This is a genomic window from Tessaracoccus aquimaris, from assembly GCF_001997345.1.
Classification (GTDB): domain Bacteria; phylum Actinomycetota; class Actinomycetes; order Propionibacteriales; family Propionibacteriaceae; genus Arachnia; species Arachnia aquimaris.
The window spans coordinates 2,295,149-2,318,854 of the sequence record NZ_CP019606.1; the positions used below are offsets into that span (position 1 = coordinate 2,295,149).

The window sequence follows — 23,706 nt, forward strand, 5'->3', positions numbered from 1 at the left end:
ACCTAATTCGACCCCTTCTCGTGCCCACAGCCAAGCGCCCCAAGGGGGCCGTTTCTGCCAAAAGATCCGACGGTAGGGGTCCGATGGCACTGGGCGTCGAACAGGAACTCCGCCATGGGGCGTCGACCTCTGCCATGACTAGCCCCAGTCTCAAGCCAGGTGCATCGATCCAGTTGAGCCGGCTCCGCTGGCCGGATCATTCTGTGGCTTCGGAAGATCCCATCGAAGTGATCCGCCGGATGAAGCTGTTCACCCAGGCGACGGCCCCTTCAACCGAGGGCAGCACACCGAGGCCGTCTGACGCTTCTGCGTAGAGGGATTCCCACCCTTCGGTCACATCGACAGTCGGAGGCCATGCCTGTTGTCGGCGGTAGGCGAAGAGTCGAGCACAGGTCTCCGCCACCTCACCAAGCTCCAGGTCTTCGCGATCGTCGAGCAGTTGGAGATCGACGAGATCCCGGGCTCGTTCGCTGCCCACACCCGATACAGCGTGAAGCTTCTGCGCGATCTGGTGGTCTACGCGCATGACCGGCACAGGCTTCGGCGCTTGGAGTCCGACATCAGTGAACAGCGCCGCAAGGTCGTCGGCGAGCCGAAACTCAGGCTGCTCAGCATCCCCTATCTCGTTGTGACCTAGCTCGAAAATCACCGTGCACCATGGCCGACCTCGATAGTCGAGCTTCACCTCGAAGGGCTGCATGACGTAAGCGGTGGGCACGGCCGCCGGCCGTGGCGCAGCCTTCTCGACCAGCCGTCCTGTAAAGCCCGCCCAACCGGTTGCCAGTGACTCTTCGAACCTGGCTCGGAAAACTGCAAGGGGCTCGATTCGCGCGGCATCGAGATCCCGGGTGAACCGCGTACCACGCCCGTACCGAAGTGCCATTGCACTGCCGCCCTTGATCGCGCCAGCCGGGAGCATCTGGCCGACCACAACCAGCGCCATGCTGATCCTGCGCCGCTGGGCCAACCCGTCGTTACCCTCGAGATTCCGAATGCGTTGCTCCAGAGATCGCACACTTGTAGGCACTCCTGCGTAGCTCATGAGGCCAGTTCCTTGGCCAGGCTCCGATACTCAGCGGTCGTCAAGAGTCCCTCAGCTCGTGCCTCCTTGGCCGCAGACAGAAGCCTCTTTGTCTCGATGCGGCCCCGGCATTCGAGGAGGGCATCCGCGACAGGCTGCGAGGCGAGTCCCTCGTAAATGGTCGTGGGCGCGCCAGCATGCACCTGCGTCATCTCAACGAACGCTGGCAGCTTGGGGCGGGCACGCTTATGGATCGCTACCTTGATCCGTCGGGGATTGACGTCGCCGAGGCCGAACAGCGCGAGCACTGACTCGCCATGGAGATAGGCACCGTCACCGACTCGAAGCAGCGCCTCAGCGACCTGGTCGAAACGGGTCGGAGGGATGTCCGGCACGCGGTACAGCCCATAGGCGACATTCTCGAGCCCGCCCCGCGCCGCAAGTTTGGGCAGTTCAACAGGGGGGACACCGGCTTGGCCCGCCTCCCGCGTGGTGACGTACCCATAGTTATCCAGCGCGATCTCGCGCACGATATCTCGGTACTTCACCTCAGTCATGTCACAACTATACCGAAAACGGTAGTATTGTGACAGATACTGGTCACAGGTCGAGGCGGGGAGTTCCGGCACCGAGAACCACCGGTGGCGACGAGGACTCTCTACGCACAGAAACGTGCGGTGATGGCGTCCGACACCTCGTCAACAGTCCGCACTGCCGTGTCAAACTCCAAGACCTCATCGGACCACAGGGCGAAGCCAGCGCGCCGACGCTCAACGTCCGCCCAGGTCGGCTCACCGACGAAGACGAGGCCGCGATCCCTCCCGTTGAGCCTCCACTCATGCTCCTGTGCATCGGAGATCACGAGGCACACGAACTCGAGATGTGCGCCTGTTCGCGACGCCGCCGTACGCCAGGTCTGCCGAGCCTCTTCGCTGTCGTTGACCGCATCGACAATGACGTCGTGTCCAAGCCTCAGATTCTGCTCTGCCATCGCACGCGTCGCCTCATAGGCGGCCACGCCGACCCGCCACCCCCGCGGCAGACCGCAGGCAAGATTCGACTCTTCCACCTCGTCAATGGACAGGTGAACCGACCCCGTACGCGCAGCGACGACCTCGGCAATGCCCGTCTTTCCGACGCCCGGTAGGCCGGAGAGCACGACCAGGCGACCGGTCATGCGACCGCCAGGGGTGTGATGGCCGCGACCTTGTCCCGAAGCGCGCGACGCTCGAGCCCGAGCCGCGGTGTGACTGCGTACATCCAGACCTCCTCGGAGGCCCCAAAGTATCGCGCCAGACGGATCGCCGTAACAGCAGCGCTATACGTTGAACCTGAACTCCACGACATCGCCGTCGGCCATCACGTAGTCCTTACCCTCGAGGCGGACCTTGCCTGCCGACTTCGCCGCCGACATGGAGCCAGCCGCGATCAGGTCGTCGAAGCTGACGACCTCGGCCTTGATGAAGCCCTTCTGGAAGTCCGTGTGGATCACACCTGCGGCCTCGGGGGCGGTGGCGCCCTTCTTGATCGTCCAACCGCGTGACTCCTTCGGGCCGGCGGTCAGGTACGACTGCAGACCCAACGTGTCGTAGCCGACGCGCGCCAGCACGTCGAGGCCCGGCTCTTCGACGCCCATCTCGGCGAGGAACTCGCGGGCCTCGTCCTCGTCCATCTCGACGACCTCGGACTCGAACTTCGCGTCCAGGAAGATCGCCTCGTTCGGTACGACCAGGGCGCGCATCTTCTGCTTCAGGTCCTCGTCGCCGAGTTCGTCCTGGTCGCAGTTGAACACGTACAGGTACGGCTTGGCGGTCAGGAGGTGCAGTTCGTACAACTCGTCGAGGTCGAGGCCCGCGGCGCGGACGCCCGTGCCCGACTCGAGCACCTCCTTGGCTGCGGCGAAGGCTGCGGCCTTGGGCTGCGACTCCTTCTTGATCCGCGCCTCCTTCTCGATGCGCGGAAGCGCCTTCTCGACGGTGGCGAGATCGGCCAGGATCAGCTCGGTGGTGATGGTGTCGATGTCGCTGGCCGGGTCGACCTTGCCGTCGACATGCGTGACGTCCTCGTCGTCGAAGACACGGGTCACCTGGCAGATCGCGTCGGCCTCACGGATGTTGGCGAGGAAGGCATTGCCCATCCCCTCCCCCTGCGAGGCGCCCTTCACGATGCCCGCGATGTCGACGAAGCTGACGGTCGCGGGCACGATGCGCTCCGAGCCGAACACCTTCGCGAGTTCCGGCAGGCGCGCGTCGGGGACGCCGACCACGCCGACGTTGGGCTCGATCGTCGCGAACGGGTAGTTCGCCGCGAGCACGTCGTTGCGGGTCAGTGCGTTGAACAGGGTCGACTTGCCGGCGTTGGGGAGGCCGACGATTCCAATGGTGAGTGCCACGAGCGATGAGCTTACCGGGCAGCGTCAGGGCGCCCTAACCCGCGGCGCAGCACCGCTAGTCGGGCAGGTTTGCGACACCGTGTTATTTAAACTAGATTTGCGTATCGTAAATAGTGTGGTTAGGCTCACCTAAGTCGATGAGCCGACCGGACGCGGTGCTCAGGTCGACCAGGAACTCCCCTCGAGCCGAAAGACACGCATGGACCTCAAGAGGCACCTCGCCCCCGCAGCACTGGCCCTCACCGCCGCCATCACCCTCGCGGGATGCAGTGCGCAGGCCCCCGCCGACACCACCAGCCCCGCGCCCTCGGCGTCCGATTCGGCGGTCGCACAGTCCGTCACCATCGAGGACAACCGCGGCAGCTACACCTTCGACGCGACCCCCACGAAGGTCGTCGCACTCGACAACCGCACCTTCGAGACGCTGTCCGACTGGGACGTGAAGCTCTCCGCAGCGGCCGTGTCGCTGATGCCGACCACCATCGCCTACAAGGACGACGCCTCGGTCGTCGACGTCGGCACGCACAACGAGCCCAACCTCGAACTGATCGCCGCGGCCGACCCCGAGATCGTGGTCGTCGGCCAGCGCTTCACACAGTTCTACGACGACATCGCGGCCCTGGTGCCCGACGCGAAGCTCGTCGAACTTGATCCGCGCGACGGGGAGCCATTCGCCGACGAACTGAAGCGCCAGGTCACCGTCCTGGGCGACGTGTTCGGCAAGCAGGCCGAGGCAACCAAGCTCGGCGAGGACTTCGACGCGGCGCTCGCCCGCGTCAAGGCCGCTTACGACCCGACGCAGAAGGCCATGGCCATCAACGTCTCGGGCGGCGAGATCGGCTACATCGCCCCCGGCAAGGGACGCACCCTCGGCCCGATCTTCACCGACGCAGGCCTGACGCCCGCGCTTGAGGTCGACGAGGCCTCCGACAACCACGAGGGCGACGAGATCTCCGTCGAGGCGATCGCCGCGTCGAACCCCGAGTGGATCCTCGTGATGGACCGCTCCGCGGCAGTCGATGCGGACAACCCCGAGTACAAGCCTGCAGCCGAGATCATCGAGGCCTCCGAGGCGCTGAAGAACGTCCCCGCGGTGCAGAAGAAGCAGGTCGTCTACATGCCTGCCGACACCTACACCAACGAGTCGATCCAGACCTACACCGAGTTCCTCAACAGCTTCGCCGACGCCCTGGAGGGCGCGAAGCAGAGCTGAGTAGCGCTCTTGTTGCCACACAACACTGCGACGGTGGCCCGGGATTCGCCCGGGCCACCTCGTGGCGTCTCCACCCACTGACACGGACCGTCGATGACAACTGCCACCCTTTCCCCGCCGGCCAAGAAGGCCCGGCTGTTCGACCCATGGCTGCTCGTCGGCGTGCTGATCGTCGCCGCGCTGCTGGTCGTGTCCCTGTTCACGGGCGTCTACGACGTGGTCGGCGGCCAGGACGGCGCCGAGATGTTCGCCATCACCCGCGTGCCCAGGACCGTGTCGCTGGTGCTCGCGGGCGGCGCGATGGCGATGTCCGGTCTCGTGATGCAACTTCTGACGCAGAACCGGTTCGTCGAACCGACCACGACCGGCACCACCGAATGGGCCTCGCTCGGCCTGCTCGCCGTCATCGTGTTCATCCCGGGCGCGACCCTCTTCATGAAGATGACCGGCGCGGTGATCTTCGCGTTCATCGGAACCATGGTGTTCTTCATGTTCCTGCGCCGAGTCTCGCTGCGCTCCTCGCTCATCGTCCCGATCGTCGGCATCATGCTCGGCGCCGTCGTCGGCTCGATCACGACCTTCTTCGGGCTGCAGACCAACCAACTCCAGAACCTGGGCGTCTGGTTCGCGGGCAGCTTCACCTCGGTGCTGCGGGGCAACTACGAGATGATGTGGATCGTCCTGCTCGTGGCGATCGCCGTGTTCGTGGTCGCCGACCGGTTCACCGTCGTGGGCCTCGGACAGGACATCGCCACCAACGTCGGCGTCAACTACAACCGCGTCGTGCTGCTCGGCACCGCCCTGATCGCAGTGGCGACGGGCGTGGTCACCGTGGTGGTCGGCAACCTGCCCTTCCTCGGGCTGATCGTGCCCAACATCGTCTCGATGATCCGCGGCGACGACCTCCGCAGCAACCTGCCGTGGGTGTGCCTGACGGGCATCGCGATCGTCACGGTCTGCGACCTGATCGGGCGCACCATCATCATGCCGTTCGAGGTGCCGGTCTCCCTGATCCTCGGCGTTGTCGGCTCGGTGGTCTTCGTCGCCCTCCTGCTGAGGCAGCGTCGCCGTGGCTGATCCTCGAACCACGTCCGTGCTGGACCAACCGCTCCCCGACCTGCCGCGTCACAGCGGTTCACTAGCCACGCCCACGGCGCGCAGGCGCTACTGGATCATCATGGCGATCCTGATCGTCCTGGCCGCGGTGTTCGCCTTCGGGCTGCTCGCGTGGGGCAACCCCCTGCCGGTCGGCACGGACGGCTTCTGGCGCATCGCCAAGCGTCGCGCAGACAGCCTCGTCGCGATGGTGATCGTCGCGTTCTGCCAGGGCATCGCAACCGTCGCGTTCCAGACGGTCGCCAACAACCGGATCATCACGCCGTCCATCATGGGATTCGAGTCGCTGTACCGGGCGGTGCAGACCTCCGCCGTCTACTTCCTCGGGGTCGCGGGCCTCATCTCCCTGCAGGGCGTGTTCCAGTTCGGCCTCCAGGTCATCCTGATGGTCGGCCTGGCCGTCGCGCTCTACGGGTGGCTGTTGTCGGGCAAGTACGCCAACCTGCAGGTGATGCTGCTGGTCGGCATCGTGATCGGCGGCGGCCTCGGCTCGGTTTCGACGTTCATGCAGCGCCTCCTCACTCCCAGCGAGTTCGATGTCCTGTCGGCCCGACTGTTCGGAAACGTGTCGAATGCCGACTCGTCCTACTATCCGCTGGCGATCCCGCTCGTTGCCATCGCCGGTGGCCTCCTGTGGACAAAGTCCCGCCGGCTGAACCTGCTCGGCCTCGGCAAGGACACGGCCACGAGCCTCGGCATCAACTACCGGCGCGAACTGATGCAGGTACTGCTGCTGGTGTCGATCCTGATGGCCGTCTCGACGGCGCTGGTGGGGCCCATGACATTCCTCGGGTTCCTTGTCGCGACGCTCACCTACCAGTTGGCCGACACCTACGACCACCGCTACATCTTCCCGATGGTGATCCTGGTCGCCTTCGTCATCCTCGCAGGCGCCTACTTCGTGATGCGCAACATCTTCTCCGCCCAGGGCGTCGTCTCGATCATCATCGAGGTCGTCGGCGGCACCCTCTTCCTCATCGTCATCCTCAGAAAGGGACGCCTGTGATCACCCTCAAGAACGTGCTGAAGTCCTACAGCAGCGAGGTCTCGATCGGTCCCGTCGACCTGACCATCGCCGAGGGCGGCATCACGGCGCTGGTCGGCCCCAACGGTGCGGGGAAGTCGACCCTGCTGACCATGATCGGCCGACTGCTCGGCATGGACCAGGGCGTCATCGAGGTCGCCGGATATGACGTCAGCACGACCAAGTCCCAGGATCTGGCAAAGATCGTGTCGATCCTGCGTCAGGAGAACCACTTCATCACGCGCCTGACGGTGCGCCAACTGGTCGGCTTCGGGCGCTTCCCCCACTCGAAGGGACGCCTCACCAAGGCCGACGAGGCCGCCATCAGCCAGGCCGTCGACTTCATGAACCTCGCCGACCTCGAGGGCCGCTACCTCGACGAACTCTCCGGCGGTCAGCGGCAGCGGGCCTACGTCGCCATGGTGCTCGCGCAGGACACCGAATACGTCCTGCTCGACGAGCCCCTCAACAACCTCGACGTGTCCCACTCACACTCGATGCTGCAGACCCTGCGCCGCGCCGCCGACGAACTGGGCAAGACGGTGGTGATCGTGGTGCACGACATCAACTACGCGTCGTGCTGGGCCGACCAGATCGTCGCGATGAAGGACGGGAAGGTCGTGGCGATCGGCACCCCGCCGGAGATCGTGCAGCGCGACCTGCTGCGCGAGATCTTCGACCTCGACATCGAGGTCGCAGAGTTCCGCGGACGCCGGATCGCCCACTTCTACCTGCCTGTGCCGATGTGCGACCACTGCCACAAGTCGGCGGGCGACGGCTGCTGCCTGGACGGCTCGCCCCACGCCGAGGGCCCTGTGTCGCTCACGCTGCGGATGCCCGCCTAGCCGCGAGGCGGACTATCCGCAGCGGCCAGTGAGCGGGGCGTAGCGCGTCGGTCCGTGCCTTCGGACGTCTCGACAAGCTCGACGAACGGCGCCCGCGCCGAGTTACTCGGACCAGTAGGCAGCCGCCGCGCGGGCCAGGAACCAGGGGTCCTCGACCCCGCACAGTTCGCGGGCGGAGTGCATGCTGAGCAGCCCGACGCCGACGTCGACCGTCGTGATCCCGAGCCGGGTCGCGGTGATCGGGCCGATCGTCGACCCGCACGGCACCGCGTTGTTCGACACGAACGGCTGCGTTGGCACGCCCGCCGCGTCGCACGCCCGTAGCCAGATCGCCGCGCCCAGGGCGTCGGTCGCGTAGCGCTGCTGCGCGTTGATCTTCAGCAGCGGCCCGCGGTTGGGCAGCGGCTGGTTCACCGGGTCGTGATGCCCGGGGTAGTTCGGATGGACGACGTGGCCGGTGTCGGCCGACACGCACGTCGAGCGGGCCAGCATGGCGCGCGTCTCGTCCAGGCCGAGCCCGTAGCCAGCGGCGATCCGCTCAAGGACCGACTCGAGGATGGGGCCGCCCGCGCCGGTCGTGGTGTCGGACCCGACCTCCTCATGGTCGAAGGCGACGAACACCGCGACGTGCTCCCCCGGGCCCTCAAGCGACTCGACGGCGGTCAGCCCGGCGTGGGTGCACGCCAGGTTATCCAGCCTGCCCGACGCCAGGAACTCCCGCTCGGCACCGATCACGGCAGGCCGCTGCGTGTCGAAGACGTACAGGTCGTGGAACGCGACGTCCTCGGCCGCGATCCCGACGAGGGCCGCGAGGTGCTCGATGAGGGGCTGCTTCATCTCGACCGCGAGGATCGGCTGCGTGTGGGTCTGCTTGTCCAACTTGAGGGCGTCGTTGGCCGTGCGATCGAGGTGGATCGCGAGTTGCGGGATCCGCGCGATGGGCCCGGTCTTGACCAGCAGCACCTGCCCGTCACGCGTCACGATCCGGCCCGCGACACCGAGGTCGCGGTCCAGCCACGAGTTGATCAGCGGTCCGCCGTAGATCTCGACGCCGAGCTCGACCCAACCAGCGCTCCGCAGCAGCGCCCCCGGCTTCACCTTGAAGCTCGGGGAGTCGGTGTGCGTCCCGACGATGCGGAACTGCGACTCGGCCGTCACCTCCTCTGGCGCCACCCAGGCAACCACCGCGCCGCCGCGCACCAGGAACCTGCGTCCGGCGACCGACCCGAACGGCTGCCGCTCGTCGACCTGCTCAAACCCGGCCTGGCGAAGCCGCACCGCGATCTGGTCGGCGGCGTGGTAACTGGTGGGCGACGCGACGACGAAATCGGACAGGTCATCGATGTGGGCTTGGGCGGTCTCGAGCATGGCCCCAGGCTATCCCAGCGCCCTCGCCCCGCTCCCCCACCCGATAGGCTGCGCCCATGTTCCGTCACTGAGCAGACGACCGCCTCGTCACAGCCAAACACCTACGAACGGAACCAGCATGCCCATCACCCTCAGCGCCGTGCGCGACCCCGACGCCGCCCGCGCCATCCTCGACTCGCTGCCCGAATGGTTCGGCATCCCCGAGGCCAACGACGGCTACGTCCGCGACGTGTCCGACGAAGGCCTGAACTGCCTCTTCGCCCACGACGGCGAACGGCCCGTCGGGGTCGCACTCGTCCGACGGCACTTCCCGCGGTCGGCCGAACTGCATCTGCTCGCCGTCTGCGCCGACGCGCATCGCAGCGGCGTCGGATCGGCCCTGGTCGAACGCGTCGCAGCAGACCTGACGGCAGACGGTGCGTCGTTCCTGACGGTGCACACCGTCGGCCCCAGCCTCGACCACGAGCCATACCGGAGGACGCGGGCCTTTTACACCGCGATGGGCTTCGTGCCGCTCGAGGAACACCATCGCCTCGACTGGGACGGCCCGACGATCATCATGGTGCGCCCGCTCGACACGCCCGCCTGACGCACGGAACTGTCGGAGGCCTCTGCTCTGATGGAGCCATGGAAGCCTTGGCCGTTCTCCTTTGCCTGCTGGCGCTGGCGCTCGGCGCCGCCGCCGGGTTCATCTTCGGGCGCCGAACCGCGCCCACCTCGGGATCGGCCGATGCTGAGCGCCTCGCGCTCACCGACGCCAGGCAGGACGCCGCGATGGCGCGGGCGGAGGCGAGCAGGGCCCGCGAGGACGCCGCGATGTCGAAGGCGGAGATCGCCCAGCACCTCGCCGAGAAGTCGGACCTTCGCGCCGCCGCCTCCGAGGCACAGCGGATGGTCGCCGAGGCCCGAAGCGACACTGCTCAGGCCGCGGCGCGGGTCGCCGCCGCCACTGCCCAGCGCGACGCGGCCATCCAACGATCCGCCGAGCAGGCCACCGACCGGGAGACCCTCCTCGCCGAGTTCAAGGTGCTGTCGGCCGAGGCGTTGGACCGGCAGTCACGCCAGGCCGACGCCGTCGCGGATCAGCGCCTGAAGGCCACCGAGCAGCTCGTCGGGCCGCTGAGTGACGGGCTGCGGCAGATGCAGGAGAAGCTGCAGATGGTCGAGACCGAACGGGCCCGGATGGCGGCCGAACTGGGCGAGCAGGTGACGACCCTGCGGCGCTCCGGCGAGGCGATCCGGCGCGAGACGCTCTCCCTGAGCAACGCGCTGCGCACCCCGCAGGTGCGCGGCTCCTGGGGCGAGAGCAGCCTCAAGCGGATCGTCGAGATCTCAGGGCTGACGGAGCGCTGCGACTTCGACACCCAGCGCACCTACGTCTCCGACGACGGCACCTTCCGGCCCGATCTCCGGGTCAACCTGCCCGCGGGAAAGGTGATCTTCGTCGACTCGAAGGTGCCTCTTGCGGCAGTCCTCGACGCCTATCAGACGGAGGACCCCGCCGAGCAGAAGCGGCACCTGCGCACCTTCGCCACGCACGTGCGTACCCACGTCGACCAACTCGCGGACAAGAACTACTGGCAACTCGACGCTGGCTCCCCCGAGTTCGTCGTCCTCTACCTGCCAAGCGACGAGTTCTACCGGCTCGCGCTGGAGCAGGCGCCCGATCTGCACGAGTACGCGACGCGCAAGCACATCGTGCTCGCCTCCCCCGGGCTGCTGATCCCGCAGTTGCAGATCGTCGCCAACGGGTGGCGGCAGGTGGCGGTCACGGAGACGGCGGCCCAGGTCTCGAGGCTCGGTCGGGAACTGTACGAGCGCCTCGCGACCATGGGGTCGCACTTCGACAAGCTCGGCCGCTCCCTCTCCGCGTCGGTCGGCAACTACAACAAGACGGTGGCCGCGATGGAGAGCCGGGTGATGGTCTCCGCGCGCCGCTTCCGCGACTTCGGCATCTCCCCCGACGAATTGGACGAGTTGGCGACTGTGTCGGAGACCACGCGCCAGATGGCGGTCGCCGAGATGCTGGACTACGAGGACTCGCGCGACAGGGAGTCGGAGGCCCTGGCTCACGCGGAGTCGGATCGGCTGGTGGAACGAGAGCAGGACCTCCGACGGCGCGAGGCCTGACGGGCCCGAACACACGAGTCGTAGGTCGCACGTTCAGGCCCTCTGCCTGCGCTCGGCGGAGGGGTCTGTCCCGTGGTCGCTGGGCTTGTCGAGGGCCCTGGCCGATGTTCCTGGGCCCTTCAGGGGTTCACGACGACCCACCGTTTGGGTCTGGAGAGCGAGCCGGCGACGGTTTGCCTGTGGGCTCGGACGTCTCGACAAGCTCGACGAACGACTCCCGACGGTGCCAGGCGCTGCGTCGATCTCGCGGCTGAGCCGCTGGCGGACGCAGTCGCGCCCGGGCGTCGTCACTCCCCGGTACCAGCGCACCTCACGAGGCTTCGACCGACGAAGCGACGCTCCGCGCCCCTTCGTGGCTCACCCAGCGGAACACCCCCGTCTCCCCGACGCTTGCGGGTTGAGCCAGCCCGCCGACGAAGTCAACCGGTCCGCCGACGCTCGCGGGTCGAGCCAGCCCGCCGACGAAGTCAACCGGTCCGCCGACGCCTGCGGGTTGAGCCACCCCGCCGACGAAGTCGCGCGGGTGCGTCGAAACCAACGTGACACCCCCGCAGACCATCACCTGAGCGCGACCGACGCCGCGACACCGCCCACGGCCACCCGACTCGCAGCGAACGTAACGAGGCTTCGACCGACGAAGCGACGCTCCGCGCCCCTTCGTGGCTCACCCAGCGGAACAGTCCCCGGCCGTCAACGCCTCTTTTTCAAGCCAGGCCGCCACCGAAGTCGCCCAGTCCGCCGACGCCTGCGGGTTGAGCCAGCCGCGACCGACGATGCGACGCTTCCCGACCCCCGGCGACTCTCGCTGAAACACCCGCCACACCAACCCGTACGCTGCAATCGGTGGTCGTCGTTGGCCCAGGATGCGTGGCGGCGCAAGAATGGCCCCCATGACGACTTTGACGGACCTCGAGGCGCAGATCCCCGACGCGGTTGCGCGACTGCAGGGCGTCGCCGCCCGCACGCCCGTCCAACTCGACCAGCGCCTGTCCGAGGCGACGGGCTCGGAGGTCTGGCTGAAGCGCGAGGACCTTCAGCCCGTGCGCTCCTACAAGCTGCGCGGCGCCTACAACCTGATGGCCCAACTCACCCGCGACGAGCGCCTCGCGGGAGTCGTGTGCGCCTCCGCGGGCAACCACGGCCAGGGCGTCGCCTACTCCGCGGCCACGCTCGGCATCACCGCCACCGTCGTAGTGCCCCACACCACCCCGCGCCAGAAGCGTCAACGGATCCTCGACATCGGACGGGGCCGCGTCGAACTGGTCCTGCACGGCACCACCTACGACGAGGCCTCCGAGGAGGCGTCACGACTGGCGACTCAGGGCAAGGTCCTGGTTCCCGCCTTCAATGACGCCCGCACGGCGGCTGGCCAGGCGACCCTCATCGTCGAGGCGTTCGAGCAGTTGGGCTTCGCGCCCGATGTCGTCGTCCTCCCGGTCGGCGGCGGGGGTCTTGTCTCCGGAGCGGCCGCATGGCTGCGCGCGCACCACCCCGACGTCCGCATCATCGGCGTCGAACCGGAGGGCGCGCCATGCGTCGCGGCCGCCATCTCGGCGGGGCGGCCGGTGACCCTCAACGAGATCGACACATTCGTCGACGGTGCTGCGGTCCGACGGGTCGGCGACTTCACCTTCGACGCCATCCGCGAGGCAGGCATCGAACTGATCAGGGTCCCCGAGGGCCAGATCTGCACCGAGATGCTCGACATGTACCAGACCGACGGCATCATCGCCGAGCCCGCGGGCGCCCTGGCCGCGGCGGCGCTGCCCACCGGGGGCGTCGGCCAACGTGCCCAGATCCCGACCGGCTCACGGGTGCTCGTGGTCGTCTCCGGAGGCAACAACGACGTCTCGCGCTACGCGGAGATCGTCGAGCGGTCGCTGATCCACGAAGGCCGCAAGCGCTACTTCCTGGTCGACTTCCCGCAGCAGCCCGGCGCGCTGCGCACCTTCCTCGACAACGTGCTCGGACCCGACGACGACATCACCTACTTCGAGTACGTCAAACGCAATGCGCGCGAGACGGGACCGGCGCTCGTCGGCGTCGAACTGGGCAACCCCACCGACTACCCGTTCCTGCTGCAACGGATCGAGGAGTGTGGCATGCAGGCCCACGAGGTCGCCTACGACAGCCCCTTCTTCCAGTTCCTGACTTAGCCGTCGGGCACTCCACGCTGCGTCACCCAAACGCGCTGTGACATGGGCAAACCGGCGCGCCTGGCCAGGTCCAGGAAGCGGAACGCGGCGAGCCGCCGGGCAACACCGACCGGCGTCCCGACTCCGCAGGCGGTGAGTCAGTTAACCCCCTCGATGAAGCTATGCGCAGTTAGCGGCGCCCCCGGTTCCGGGGCAAGAAACGCCGGGCGATGCCCGCCCACAAGCCTCTTCTCGGCGCGTGGAAAAGCGTCCTTGACGCCCTCATGGACCCTGGCTATGTTTTGTAGCGCAACCAAACATTTTCGTGGGTTGGGTCCCGCGAGGTTGTGACCAGCCACACCAATCAGTTCCATTGCCGCAACTGAAAGGCATCAGCAATGACAATCCGAACCGTTCTCCCAAGGCGGTCCCCTGCGGGCACCGAGAGCGCCAGGCCACGCACCGTCCGAGTCCTGGCGGGGGCGCTGGGGCTCGCGCTAGCCGCCTCGGGCTTCTCCATGCCGGCGCAGAGCGCCCCCTCGTTCAGCGTGACGATTCACAGCGCGGGAAAGGGCATCGTCACCGGCGCAGGCAAATACCGCCCCGGCGACATCGTGCAACTCACTGCGGTCCCTGGTGGTGGCCAAGTGTGGGCCGGATGGAGCTCTCCGGGCCTTGACTGGATCGGCGCGCGGGTGGACTCGTTCACCATGCCCGATTCCGACGTCGTCCTCGACACCTCGTTCCGGCCAGAGATGGCATCGCTGAAGCAGGTCTACAAGGACGATTTCACCATCGGCAACATCTATGCCGGGAGTCGCACCTACGAGGCAGGCACACAGGATTCCGCGACGGTCGCGCGTCACTACAACATCATGACGGGCGAGAACCTCATGAAGCCCGACCAACTGCTACCCAACGCCAACATCAACCAGACCACGGGCGAGTGGGACTTCACATTCGCCAACGCGGACAAGTTCGTCAAGGATAGCCAGGACCGGGGCATCAAGGTGCACGGCCACGTGCTCGTCTGGCACAGCCAGTCGCCCGCGAAACTCACTCCCCTCAACCGCGCCCAGGCCAAGGCCAACATGGAGCGCTACATCGAGACGGTCCTGACGCACTTCGGGGAGAGCACCACCTTCGACCCGGCAACCATCGTGTCGTGGGACGTCGTCAACGAGGCATTCGCCGACGGCGTCGACCAGTACGACCCCGCGGTCGGCTGGCGCCAGTACCTCCGGATGTCGTCCCAGTGGTACAAGGCGTACGCCAGCGAGCCGGGTGCCGACCCGGGCGAGTTCATCTACGACGCGTTCGTCTTCGCGAGGAAGTACGCCCCGAACGTCAAGCTGGAGTACAACGACTTCAACGTGTTCCAGTCTGAGGGCAAGGCCAAGGCGATCATCGCCATGGCCACCGAGTTCAACCAGCGCTATGCCAAGGCAAACCCGGGCGACGCTCGCCTGCTGATCGAGGGCATCGGCATGCAGTCGCACAACTACATCAACCAGACGCCAGCCTTCGCCTGCTCCGACTTCACTCGTCTCCCCGAGTTGTCTGACAACGGGGCGGCGGATTGGAAGCCCGGCGCGTGTTCTGACCACGCCTCGGTGGAGCGGTCTATCCAGCTCATCATCGACGCCGGCCTCAGTGTCAGCGTCAGCGAACTCGACGTCCAGGCGTTCGAGGCATGGAACGCCGAACCGCAGGGCACCAACGGCCCCTACTACGACCTGACGGACCCGTCCGTCAAGGACCTCTTCCAGAAGCCCGGCGCGACCTACTGGGCTGACAAGATCAGCAACCGGGCCGAGTTGGAGAGCATCCAGGCGCAGCGCTTCGCTGAGTACTTCGCGGTTTACAAGAAGTACTCCCAGGACGTTGACCGCGTGACCTTCTGGGGCTTGACCGACGCGCAGAACTGGCGCCGGAACCACAACCCGCAGATCTTCAACGGGGACTTCTCCGAGAAGCTCGCAGCTGTGGCCGTGGCCAACCCAGAGGGCTGGCTTGGGCTCAAGAAGCCGATTTCCGACACCTCTCGCCTGGTCGATGCCATCGCCCTCGTGGACTCGTTGGACCTTCGGGGCAAGACCTACACCGGGAAGTCGATCGGCGCCGTGAACGGCGCTCGGGGCAAGGCTAACGCCGTCATCTCCAAGCGAGGCACGCAGGCCGAGGTCAATGCAGCACTCGCCACCCTGCTGGCCGCGATCGACGGCCTCGAGAGGCGGTAGCGGCGGACAAATAGGTGTCGCGGACCAGTCAGACGTCGGTCGGTCCGCGAATGTCCAGGCTGTGGTGGCTCATGTGGGATGCGCCGACGGACAAGTCAGTACGGGTGGAGTCGGTATCGGCCAAGGCGATCGCCGAGGGCGACAACTCCGTTTCCCGTGGCTGGGCCCTGCCGACACGATGTCGGTGCAACGCCCGACATGACCCCGACAGAGCCTGGATACGTAACACCGCGGCGGTTGGCCGGTTCGCATTGCGATCCGGGTCGGCCGCCGCGGTGCTTTGCCCCCGGATCCGGGGCGTGCCATTTCCGATCCGCATTCGAGACCACCCGGCCCACCGAAGACCCTGTGCTCCCCGTGGCGGCGGGCCGCCCTTTCGCTGGCCGTCAGTCGTTGATGGCGGACTTGCGCAGGTCCTTGCGCAGCTCGGGGGGAAGCGCGAACTGCAGCGTCTCCTCCGTCAGGCGCTCCTCGACCGCAGCCGGGTACCCCTTGGAGACCAGGAAGTCGAGGACCCCCTGCACCAGGTCGTCCGGCACGGAGGCGCCGCTGGTGACGCCGACCGACTCGACGCCCTCGAGCCATGCCTCATCGATCTCGCTCGCATTGTCGACGCGGTAGGACGCCTTAGCGCCCGCGTCGAGTGCGACCTCGACGAGTCGGACCGAGTTCGACGAGTTCTGCGAGCCGACCACGATCATCAGGTCGCACCCCGAGCCGGCGATCTGCTTGACGGCGAGTTGGCGGTTCTGCGTCGCGTAACAGATGTCGTCCGAGGGCGGGTCCATCAGCAGCGGGAACTTCTGGCGCAGCCTGCTCACAGTCTCCATGGTCTCGTCGACGGAGAGGGTCGTCTGGCTCAGCCACGCGAGGTTCGTGCCCTCGGGGATCTCGAGCGAGTCGACATCGTCGGGGGTCTGCACGAGCGTGGTCTGCTCGGGCGCCTCACCCATGGTCCCCTCGACCTCTTCGTGACCGGCGTGACCGATCAGCAAAATCTGGGTGCCCTGCGACGCGAACCGCTTCGCCTCGTGGTGCACCTTCGTGACGAGCGGGCAGGTCGCGTCGATCGTCTTCAGCGAGCGCTCAGCGGCCTCGGCGTGCACGGCAGGCGAGACGCCGTGTGCCGAGAACACCACGGTCGCACCCTCGGGAACGCCGTCGAGTTCCTCGACGAAGATCGCGCCGCGGGCCTCGAGGGTCTCGACGACGTGCTTGTTGTGGACGATCTGCTTACGGACGTAGACGGGCGGGCCGTAGAGGTCCAAGGCCTTCTCAACCGTCACCACGGCGCGGTCCACGCCCGCGCAGTACCCTCGGGGGGCCGCGACGACGACTCGTTTGCCTTGTTCGGTTGCGCTGCTCATGGAACCCAAGTCTAGGTGGGTTCGTCGGTGGCACCACCTCGCTACCCTTGGCGCATGGATACCCCGCAGCTTCACGCCATCGGATTCGACGCGCCAACGATCGAGGAAATCATCAAGAAGGCGTTCGAGGCGGGGGTGCGCGGCGTCAACGAGGCGCCGGGATTTGCCATGATCGGCACGTACACAGACCCCAGCGGCGCCCGGTTGGCGTTCCTGCAGCGCGAAGGCGAGGCGGTCATGACGACGGCCGGGCTGCGTTCGGAGACGACCTACCGCGCCCAGGTCGTCCGGTTCACGGACCTGCTGGCCCGTGTCGCGCTCTACGCGGCCGACGGCGAGGGGCAACTACTGACGCAGTACCTCGCGATGGTCGACGACCCGTTCGCCTACCAGCAGCACGACCTGCGCAACAGCGAGGAGTTCAGCGTCGCTGACGCGCTTCGCGTCGGGGCTCTCGCGATCGACATCGAAGTGTTCGCCGACGAGGATGCATTCCTCGCCTCGCCGTCGTCGAAGTCGGGAGCGCTGCAGTTGGGCGCGACGGCGCTGATGTCGCCCGGACTGGTCGGCCTACAGGCCGCCGCCATCACGCCGCAGGAGGCAACTCCGACGCTTCTGATGGCGCTCACCGTTCAGAACGTCGAGCGTCGCGTCAACGAGCTGACGGGCGTGGAGTTCCAGTTTGTGACGGGTCGCTCCGCCATCGACCTGAGCTGCGGGATCGCTCTCGACCATCCCGTCCAGCCGGGCAACATCGTGTTCGGCACCTGGTACGCGACCTGCTCCTCCGGCACCTGGGACGACTGAGGCCGCTTCTACTCCGAGCCCCAGCGCCGTTCCCCGAGCCCGTTGAGGGATCCGAGCCCCCAAATCGCTCCCCGAGCCCGCCGAGGGATCCGAGCCCCCAAATCGCTCCCCGAGCCCGTCGAGTGATCCGAGCCCCCACATCGCTCCCCGAGCCCGTCGAGTGATCCGAGCCCCCAATCGCTCCCCGAGCCTGTCGAGGGGTCCGAAACCCAAGCGAACACTTGCGGACGCTTCGACAAGCTCAGCGAGCAGCGTGCCCCGGAACCCGATCCCGAGTCCGTTCGCCATTCTCCGAGCTTGTCGAGGGGTCCGAAACCCAAGCGAACACTTACGGACGCTTCGACAAGCTCAGCGAGCACCGTCCCCCGGAACCTGTTCGTTGTTCCCCCGTAGAACGGCCCTGCCAGGTGACCACGGCGCCGCACCCGGCGCCCCCTTTCGTCACCCCAGCAGACCGCGCCACTCGTTGGCGGCCAACTCCTCCAGGATCACCGCGAGCCCGTCCTCGTCGTTGGTCAGAGCGACCATGTCGGCGAGCGCCTGGACCTCCGGCAGCGCGTTGCCCATCGCGACCCCGACCCCGGCCCACTCGATCATCTCCACGTCGTTGTTGTTGTCGCCGAAGGCGATCACCTCGTCGCGGTCGATCCCCAGCCGCGCACAGAGCAGTTCCAGCCCGGTCGCCTTGTTGACGCCCGCCGCGGCGACCTCCAGGAACGGGGCCCCGGACGTCGATGCGGCGACACCGGGGATGCTCAGCCGCTCCGCCTCGTCGCGCAACTCCTCGGGTGTCACGTCGACGCCCCTGACCACGAGCTTCAGCGAAGGCGTTCCGAGGACCTCCTCGAGTGGGTAGTGCGGCAGCGTCTCGCCACGCCCGTGGTCGCCGGGGTCCATCATTCCGACGTAGCCCGCTTCCGGCCAGAACGTCGCGCCCGCGTCGCGGACCGACACGCACGCGATCGACGGGTACCGCTCGCGGAGCGCCTCGAACAGCGCCGTCTGCGCCTCGACAGAGATCAGCCTCTCGAACAGCACCTCGTCGCCCGCGAAGTCGAACCCGACTCCGCCGTTGGCGCCGATCACGATCCCGTCGGTGAGCCAGGTGTCACCCAGCACGTCCACGATGGAGAACGGCTGGCGCCCGGACGTCGGCACGACGACGATGCCCGCGTCGCGCGCGGCCGTGAGCGCCGCCAGGTTGCGCGGCGAGATCCGCTGGGTGCTGCTGAGGAGGGTGCCGTCGATGTCGGTCGCGATGAGCCTGATCACGCTTCGACCCTAGCGGGAACCAGACGGATCGCCCCGGCCGATCCGTACCCAGGCGGTTGTGGCGCCGAAACGTCTGACCTCGGCACTAGGGTTCGTACATGCCGATGAACTCTTCCCAGGAGCAGCCACAGCCGCTCGGGCGCGTCATCGGCGCCGTCAAGGACTGGGTGGGGCGGCTCGGGGAGATCTGGGTCGACGCGCAGGTCGTCGAGATCAAGCGGCGCAGCGGCGCGACGCAGTTCATGACGTTCCGCGACCGGGTCGCCAACATGTCCGCGCAGGTGACCGTCTCGTCGCTGGTGCTCGACGCCGCGGGGCCGCTGCCCGAGGGGTCACGTGTGACGGCACGGGTGCGACCGCGGCTCTGGGACCGGACTACCAGCCTCAGCCTCGAATGCCTCGAACTGCACGTCGCGGGCGAAGGGCGGCTCCTGGCGCAACTGGAGCAACTCAAGCGCAAACTGCAGGCCGAGGGCCTGTTCGAGGAGTACCGCAAGCGCCGGCTGCCGCTGCTGCCTCGGGTGATCGGGCTGGTCACCGGCAAGGACTCCGACGCGGAACGCGACGTGCTCACCAACGTGGCCCGACGGTGGCCCGCCGCTCGCTTCGAGGTTCGGCACGCGCTCGTCCAGGGCCCCAACTCGGCCGAGTCTGTGATGACGGCCCTTGCCCGCCTCGACGCGGACCCCGAGGTCGACGTCGTCATCCTGGCCCGCGGAGGCGGCTCGCTCGAGGACCTGCTCTCCTTCTCCGACGAGGGGTTGGTGCGCGCCGTGGCCGCCGCCCGCACCCCGGTCGTCACCGCCATCGGCCATGAGCGGGACTTCCCGTTGGTCGACTTCGTGGCCGACCTGCGCGCCTCGACGCCGACGGATGCCGCCAAGCGCGTCGTCCCGGACCACGCCGTCGAGGTGGCGGGCCTTCACCAGGCGACCAGTCGGTTGAGGCGAGCGATCGACGCGCTGATCTCGCGGGAGGAACACGCGCTGCAGGCGGTCCGGTCGAGGCCGGTGATGGTCGACCCGACATCCGCCTTCGCCGCCCATTACGAGCGGTTGTCGCTGCTGCGCCATCGGCTCTCGTCCTCGATCGACCGGACGCTGCGGGCTGAGGAGGCCGACCTGCGCGCCGCGGTCACGTCGATCCGGGCGCTGTCGCCCAAACGCACCCTTGAGCGCGGGTACGCGGTCCTCGTCGGCCCTGATCACGAGTCGGTCTCCAGCGTCGCCGACGCCTCCGCCGGGGAGCGGATCCACGCCTATCTCGCCGACGGCGAGCTCACCCTCGACGTCGTCGAGGCCCACCAGAAGGAGCAGCATGGCTGAGAAGGAACCGACCTACGAGGAGGCCCGCGAGGAGCTGATGCAGGTCGTCGCCCAACTCGAGTCGGGCGGCACCTCCCTCGCGGACTCCATGGCCCTGTGGCAGCGCGGTGAGCGGCTGGCCGACCTGTGCCAGCGGTTCCTGGACGGCGCGAAGGAGCAGGTGGCGAAGTCACGGTCGGCCGAGGACGAGGACCCGGAGGACGACTGACGAGGGCCTTGTCGAGCGACTGACATGCGCGCGTCGCCCGGTACGCCGTCGACCCACAATCGACCCCGGAAAGCGTCACGAGGCTTCGACCGATGCGGACCGCTGACGCGCTCCGCATGGCTCACCCAGCGGGGCCGACCGACTCCCACCCGAAGGCGCTGGTTGAGCCGGGCAAAGCCGCGAAACGGCGCAGCCCGCGTCGAAACCCCCTGACCCTGAGCACCGATCGGACACCGAGAAACCTCACGAGGCTTCGACCGATGCGGACCGCTCACGCGCTCCGCATGGCTCACCCAGCGGGGCCGACCGACTCCCACCCGAAGGCGCTGGTTGAGCCGGGCAAAGCCGCGAAGCGGCGCAGCCCGCGTCGAAACCCCCTGACCCTGAGCACCGATCGGACACCGAGAAACCTCACGAGCCTTCGACCGATGCGGACCGCTCACGCGCTCCGCATGGCTCACCCAGCGGGGGCGACCGACTCCGACGCGCACGCGCTGGTTGAGCCGGGCAGAGCGGCGAAGCGGCGAAGCGGCGCAGCCTGCGTCGAAACCCCTTTGACCTAGCGCTGACCCGACACCGCGGACACCTCACGAGGCTTCGACCGATGCGGACCGCTCACGCGCTCCGCATGGCTCACGCAGCGGCTACTTCGGGTTCGGTGCGACCTCGACCAACGTGCCAGCGAAGGCCTCCAACTCCACGAAGTCGGTGTCCGCCGTCACGACCGAGGTGACGTCGTCTGTCCGGCTGACCAGGCTGCGGGTGCGCCCGTCCTCGCTCTCGTAGCGCTCCCAGGTGCGCCCGGCGACCTCGACCTCACCGCCGACGGCCTTCCCGTCGCGGGTGACGGTGTCGACGAACCGTGCGACGTCGCGGTTGCGCTGCTGGACGCCGTAGTAGATGTCATCTGGAGACAGGTAGCCCACCTGCCAGGAGTCGCCGTCGGCGGGCTCCGAGGTGATCCACGGTGCCCCGTCCTTGGCCCAGGCGACCCTCACGGCCGCCCAGTCGTCGCCGAGGCCCTCTGCCTGCAGCAGCGGGTATGGCGACTCGGTCTTTGCCCGGGTGAGCATGCCCGCGACGTCGGCCTTCTCGGGATCCTGGTCGGCGGGCTGGGTGAAGAAGAACACGATGAGCAGCACCGGTACCAGGATCACGGCCATCGAGATGATCATGTCTCGGGCCCTTGAGTTCTGGTTGCGCGCCATGACGGCCATCGTAACCGGCCTGCCATGAGGCGCTGAATCGTGACGTCAGCGTCCGAAACGGCGCTCCCGGTGCGAGTACGAGCGCAGTGCGCGGACGAAGTCGACGCGCCGGAAATCGGGCCAGAGGGCCTCGCAGAAGTAGAACTCGCTGTGGGCCGACTGCCACAGCAGGAACCCGGAGAGCCGCTGTTCGCCCGAGGTGCGGATGATCAGGTCGGGGTCCGGTTGACCCTTGGTGTAGAGGTGCTTGGAGATCTCGTCGATCTCCAGGGTGCGCGAGACCTCCTCAAGGGTGGCACCCTCCCCCGCCCTGGCCGCGAGCAGCGACCGGACGGCGTCGCGCAACTCCTGTCGGCCGCCGTAGGCGATCGCGACGTTGACCTGCATGCCGTCAACCTGCGAGGTGGCCGCGGCCGACTCGTTCAGCGACTCGACCATCTCGGCCGGAAGCAGATCGAGGGCCCCGACGGCTTGTACCCGCCAGCGGCCGGTGGCCGCCAGGTCCTTGACCAGTGCGTCGATCACCGCAAGCAGGGGGCGCAACTCGTCGTCGTCACTGCGCGAGAGGTTGTCGGTGCTGAGCACCCAGAGCGTGACGACCTGCAGGTCGGCCTCGTCGCACCACTCGACGAACTCCATCAGGCGGGCCGCCCCGGCCCGGTAGCCGGCGACCAACGGCTCCCCCGGCGCGTTCATCCTGGCCCATCGACGGTTGCCGTCGGCAAGCACCGCGACATGCTTGGGGAGGCTGTCCTTGTCGATGCCTTCGAGGACCTGACGTTCATAGGTCGTGTAGAGCCAGCGAGGCGGCCAGTGCCGCTCGAGCATTCGACTCCACCAGGACATGAACGAAGCGTAGCGTGGGGTTGGAATCTCGTCTCGGACCGACTAACCTACGGTAGCGTAAGTTACGGAAGCGTAGGTATCTCTGATGACTGGAACCATGACGAGGGAAGGTGCCCCCGTGGCAACAGCAGAACCGGTCGCCGAGGCGCCCATCAAGCCCAAACTGCGCGGCTGGCTGCACCTGGGCATGGCGCCGGTCGTGCTGATCACCGGGCTGATCTTCACCATCTTCGCCCCGACGATCGAGGGCAGGATCGGCTGCGGCATCTACACGCTGACCGCCGTCCAACTCTTCGGCACGAGCGCCGCCTACCACCGCGGCAACTGGTCGCCCAAGGGCCTGTCGATCTTCCGACGGATCGACCACTCCAACATCTTCGTCTTCATCGCCGGCACCTACACCCCCTTGACCCTCACGTTGCTGACGGGCACGTCGCGGTGGAGCCTGCTGATCCTCATCTGGTCGATCGCGATCCTCGGCGTCGTGTTCCGCACCACCTGGCTCGGCGCCCCCCGCTGGCTCTACACGCTGCTGTACGTCGCGATGGGCTGGGCCGCGGTCGGGTGGCTCAACCAGTTCTGGGTCAACGGCGGCCCGGGCGTGGTCGTCTGCCTCCTCGCAGGTGGGCTCGTCTACTCGCTCGGTGCGGTCGCCTACGGGACCAAGAAGCCCGCGCTCTCGCCGAAGTGGTTCGGCTTCCACGAGGTCTTCCACGCCTGCACGATCATCGCGGCGGTCCTGCACGCGATCGCGATCGGGCTGGCGGTCTTCTGACGCGATCCGTCCTCAGTCGCCTGAGCGTTGGGTAGCGTGGCGACATGACGCAGCCCTTTCCGACCGACTGGTCGCATGCACTGATCCTGGTCGCGCACCCCGACGACCCCGAATACGGCCTCGCGCCCGCCATCAGCCTCTGGACCCGCACAGGCAAGAAGGTGACCTACATCCTCGCCACGAGCGGAGAAGAGGGCATCGAGGGGATGCCCGCATCGGAGGCGGGCCCGCTGCGTGAGCAGGAACAGATCCGCGCGGGCGCCCATGTCGGCGTGCACGACATCGAGTTCCTCGGCCTGCCCGACTCCCGGCTCAGCGAGGCCCCCGACCTCCGGGAACGCCTCGACGCCGCCGTCAAGGCCCACCCCGACGCCGACCTGGTGATCAGCCTCTATCGCGGCCCGAGTGGGGTCC

21 protein-coding genes and 1 pseudogene are annotated in these 23,706 nt (G+C 67.5%); 13 read left to right on the forward strand and 9 right to left on the reverse strand.

Features of this window, described 5'->3' with window-relative positions:
- Window positions 1-196: 196 nt before the first annotated feature.
- The 4 genes from BW730_RS10790 to ychF form a co-directional block, all read right to left on the reverse strand.
- A complete protein-coding gene (locus BW730_RS10790) occupies window positions 197-943 on the reverse strand; it encodes a nucleotidyl transferase AbiEii/AbiGii toxin family protein (protein ID WP_226996716.1) in 747 nt (248 codons plus the stop codon).
- A 95-nt stretch (window positions 944-1,038) separates the two neighbouring features.
- The gene (locus tag BW730_RS10795; RefSeq protein ID WP_077686243.1) at window positions 1,039-1,578 is read right to left on the reverse strand and encodes a type IV toxin-antitoxin system AbiEi family antitoxin domain-containing protein; all 540 of its coding nucleotides are present in this window, start codon (window positions 1,576-1,578) and stop codon (window positions 1,039-1,041) included.
- A gap of 101 nt (window positions 1,579-1,679) precedes the next feature.
- A complete protein-coding gene (locus BW730_RS10800; RefSeq protein WP_077686244.1) occupies window positions 1,680-2,198 on the reverse strand; it encodes a P-loop nucleotide/nucleoside kinase family protein in 519 nt (172 codons plus the stop codon).
- A 141-nt stretch (window positions 2,199-2,339) separates the two neighbouring features.
- On the reverse strand, window positions 2,340-3,413 hold the full coding sequence (gene ychF / locus BW730_RS10810) for a redox-regulated ATPase YchF (protein WP_077686245.1): 1,074 nt from the start codon (window positions 3,411-3,413) through the stop codon (window positions 2,340-2,342).
- A 199-nt stretch (window positions 3,414-3,612) separates the two neighbouring features.
- Between ychF and BW730_RS10815 the strand changes: the two genes are divergently transcribed.
- The 4 genes from BW730_RS10815 to BW730_RS10830 all read left to right on the forward strand — a co-directional run bounded on the left by BW730_RS10815 (window position 3,613) and on the right by BW730_RS10830 (window position 7,611).
- On the forward strand, window positions 3,613-4,626 hold the full coding sequence (locus BW730_RS10815; protein ID WP_077686246.1) for a siderophore ABC transporter substrate-binding protein: 1,014 nt from the start codon (window positions 3,613-3,615) through the stop codon (window positions 4,624-4,626).
- 93 nt (window positions 4,627-4,719) lie between these two features.
- On the forward strand, window positions 4,720-5,703 hold the full coding sequence (locus tag BW730_RS10820) for an ABC transporter permease (protein WP_077686247.1): 984 nt from the start codon (window positions 4,720-4,722) through the stop codon (window positions 5,701-5,703).
- Entirely contained in the window at window positions 5,696-6,748 is a 1,053-nt protein-coding gene (locus tag BW730_RS10825; RefSeq protein ID WP_226996717.1) for an iron chelate uptake ABC transporter family permease subunit, read from the forward strand. Before BW730_RS10820 ends, BW730_RS10825 begins: the two co-directional genes overlap by 8 nt.
- Window positions 6,745-7,611: an iron ABC transporter ATP-binding protein gene (locus BW730_RS10830; RefSeq protein WP_077686248.1), complete on the forward strand. Its 867-nt coding sequence runs from the start codon at window positions 6,745-6,747 to the stop codon at window positions 7,609-7,611. The genes BW730_RS10825 and BW730_RS10830 overlap by 4 nt, the downstream gene beginning before the upstream one ends.
- A gap of 102 nt (window positions 7,612-7,713) precedes the next feature.
- Here the strand turns inward: BW730_RS10830 and BW730_RS10835 are convergent, their stop codons facing one another.
- Entirely contained in the window at window positions 7,714-8,979 is a 1,266-nt protein-coding gene (locus BW730_RS10835) for a M18 family aminopeptidase (RefSeq protein ID WP_077686249.1), read from the reverse strand.
- A gap of 118 nt (window positions 8,980-9,097) precedes the next feature.
- On the opposite strand from BW730_RS10835, the gene BW730_RS10840 reads away from it, so the two are divergent.
- The 4 genes from BW730_RS10840 (at window position 9,098) to BW730_RS10855 (ending at window position 15,484) form a co-directional block, all read left to right on the forward strand.
- The gene (locus BW730_RS10840; RefSeq protein ID WP_077686250.1) at window positions 9,098-9,568 is read left to right on the forward strand and encodes a GNAT family N-acetyltransferase; all 471 of its coding nucleotides are present in this window, start codon (window positions 9,098-9,100) and stop codon (window positions 9,566-9,568) included.
- Window positions 9,569-9,615: 47 nt separating this feature from the next.
- Complete coding sequence (locus BW730_RS10845; protein WP_145952818.1) at window positions 9,616-11,109, forward strand: DNA recombination protein RmuC; 1,494 nt, start codon at window positions 9,616-9,618, stop codon at window positions 11,107-11,109.
- A gap of 890 nt (window positions 11,110-11,999) precedes the next feature.
- Window positions 12,000-13,265 (forward strand): threonine ammonia-lyase IlvA, encoded by a 1,266-nt coding sequence (gene ilvA, locus BW730_RS10850; RefSeq protein WP_226996719.1) that lies wholly within the window; start codon window positions 12,000-12,002, stop codon window positions 13,263-13,265.
- A gap of 377 nt (window positions 13,266-13,642) precedes the next feature.
- The gene (locus tag BW730_RS10855; RefSeq protein ID WP_077686253.1) at window positions 13,643-15,484 is read left to right on the forward strand and encodes an endo-1,4-beta-xylanase; all 1,842 of its coding nucleotides are present in this window, start codon (window positions 13,643-13,645) and stop codon (window positions 15,482-15,484) included.
- Window positions 15,485-15,870: 386 nt separating this feature from the next.
- On the opposite strand, the gene BW730_RS10860 is transcribed toward BW730_RS10855, so the two are convergent.
- Complete coding sequence (locus BW730_RS10860) at window positions 15,871-16,851, reverse strand: 4-hydroxy-3-methylbut-2-enyl diphosphate reductase (RefSeq protein ID WP_077686254.1); 981 nt, start codon at window positions 16,849-16,851, stop codon at window positions 15,871-15,873.
- A gap of 54 nt (window positions 16,852-16,905) precedes the next feature.
- On the opposite strand from BW730_RS10860, the gene BW730_RS10865 reads away from it, so the two are divergent.
- Window positions 16,906-17,658, forward strand: a complete 753-nt coding sequence (locus BW730_RS10865; protein ID WP_077686255.1) for a hypothetical protein — start codon at window positions 16,906-16,908, stop codon at window positions 17,656-17,658.
- Between the two features lie 441 nt (window positions 17,659-18,099).
- Here BW730_RS10865 and BW730_RS10870 read toward each other — a convergent pair whose 3' ends face one another.
- Window positions 18,100-18,930, reverse strand: coding sequence for a Cof-type HAD-IIB family hydrolase (locus BW730_RS10870; protein ID WP_077686256.1), 831 nt, complete (start codon window positions 18,928-18,930; stop codon window positions 18,100-18,102).
- Between the two features lie 98 nt (window positions 18,931-19,028).
- Here BW730_RS10870 and xseA point away from each other — a divergent pair, with 98 nt between their 5' ends.
- Together xseA and BW730_RS10880 are read left to right on the forward strand one after the other, a co-directional pair.
- Window positions 19,029-20,255: an exodeoxyribonuclease VII large subunit gene (gene xseA, locus BW730_RS10875; protein ID WP_077686257.1), complete on the forward strand. Its 1,227-nt coding sequence runs from the start codon at window positions 19,029-19,031 to the stop codon at window positions 20,253-20,255.
- Window positions 20,248-20,463, forward strand: a complete 216-nt coding sequence (locus BW730_RS10880; RefSeq protein ID WP_077686258.1) for an exodeoxyribonuclease VII small subunit — start codon at window positions 20,248-20,250, stop codon at window positions 20,461-20,463. Before xseA ends, BW730_RS10880 begins: the two co-directional genes overlap by 8 nt.
- A gap of 644 nt (window positions 20,464-21,107) precedes the next feature.
- On the opposite strand, the gene BW730_RS10885 is transcribed toward BW730_RS10880, so the two are convergent.
- Together BW730_RS10885 and BW730_RS10890 are read right to left on the reverse strand one after the other, a co-directional pair.
- Window positions 21,108-21,671, reverse strand: coding sequence for a DUF4245 domain-containing protein (locus tag BW730_RS10885; protein ID WP_158522609.1), 564 nt, complete (start codon window positions 21,669-21,671; stop codon window positions 21,108-21,110).
- Window positions 21,672-21,716: 45 nt separating this feature from the next.
- On the reverse strand, window positions 21,717-22,517 hold the full coding sequence (locus tag BW730_RS10890; RefSeq protein ID WP_226996721.1) for an isoprenyl transferase: 801 nt from the start codon (window positions 22,515-22,517) through the stop codon (window positions 21,717-21,719).
- Between the two features lie 97 nt (window positions 22,518-22,614).
- On the opposite strand from BW730_RS10890, the gene trhA reads away from it, so the two are divergent.
- Window positions 22,615-23,292, forward strand: coding sequence for a PAQR family membrane homeostasis protein TrhA (gene trhA, locus BW730_RS10895; protein ID WP_077686261.1), 678 nt, complete (start codon window positions 22,615-22,617; stop codon window positions 23,290-23,292).
- Between the two features lie 44 nt (window positions 23,293-23,336).
- Window positions 23,337-23,627, forward strand: a pseudogene (locus BW730_RS20375) (PIG-L deacetylase family protein); the annotation flags it as partial.
- Between the last annotated feature and the right edge of the window lie 79 nt (window positions 23,628-23,706).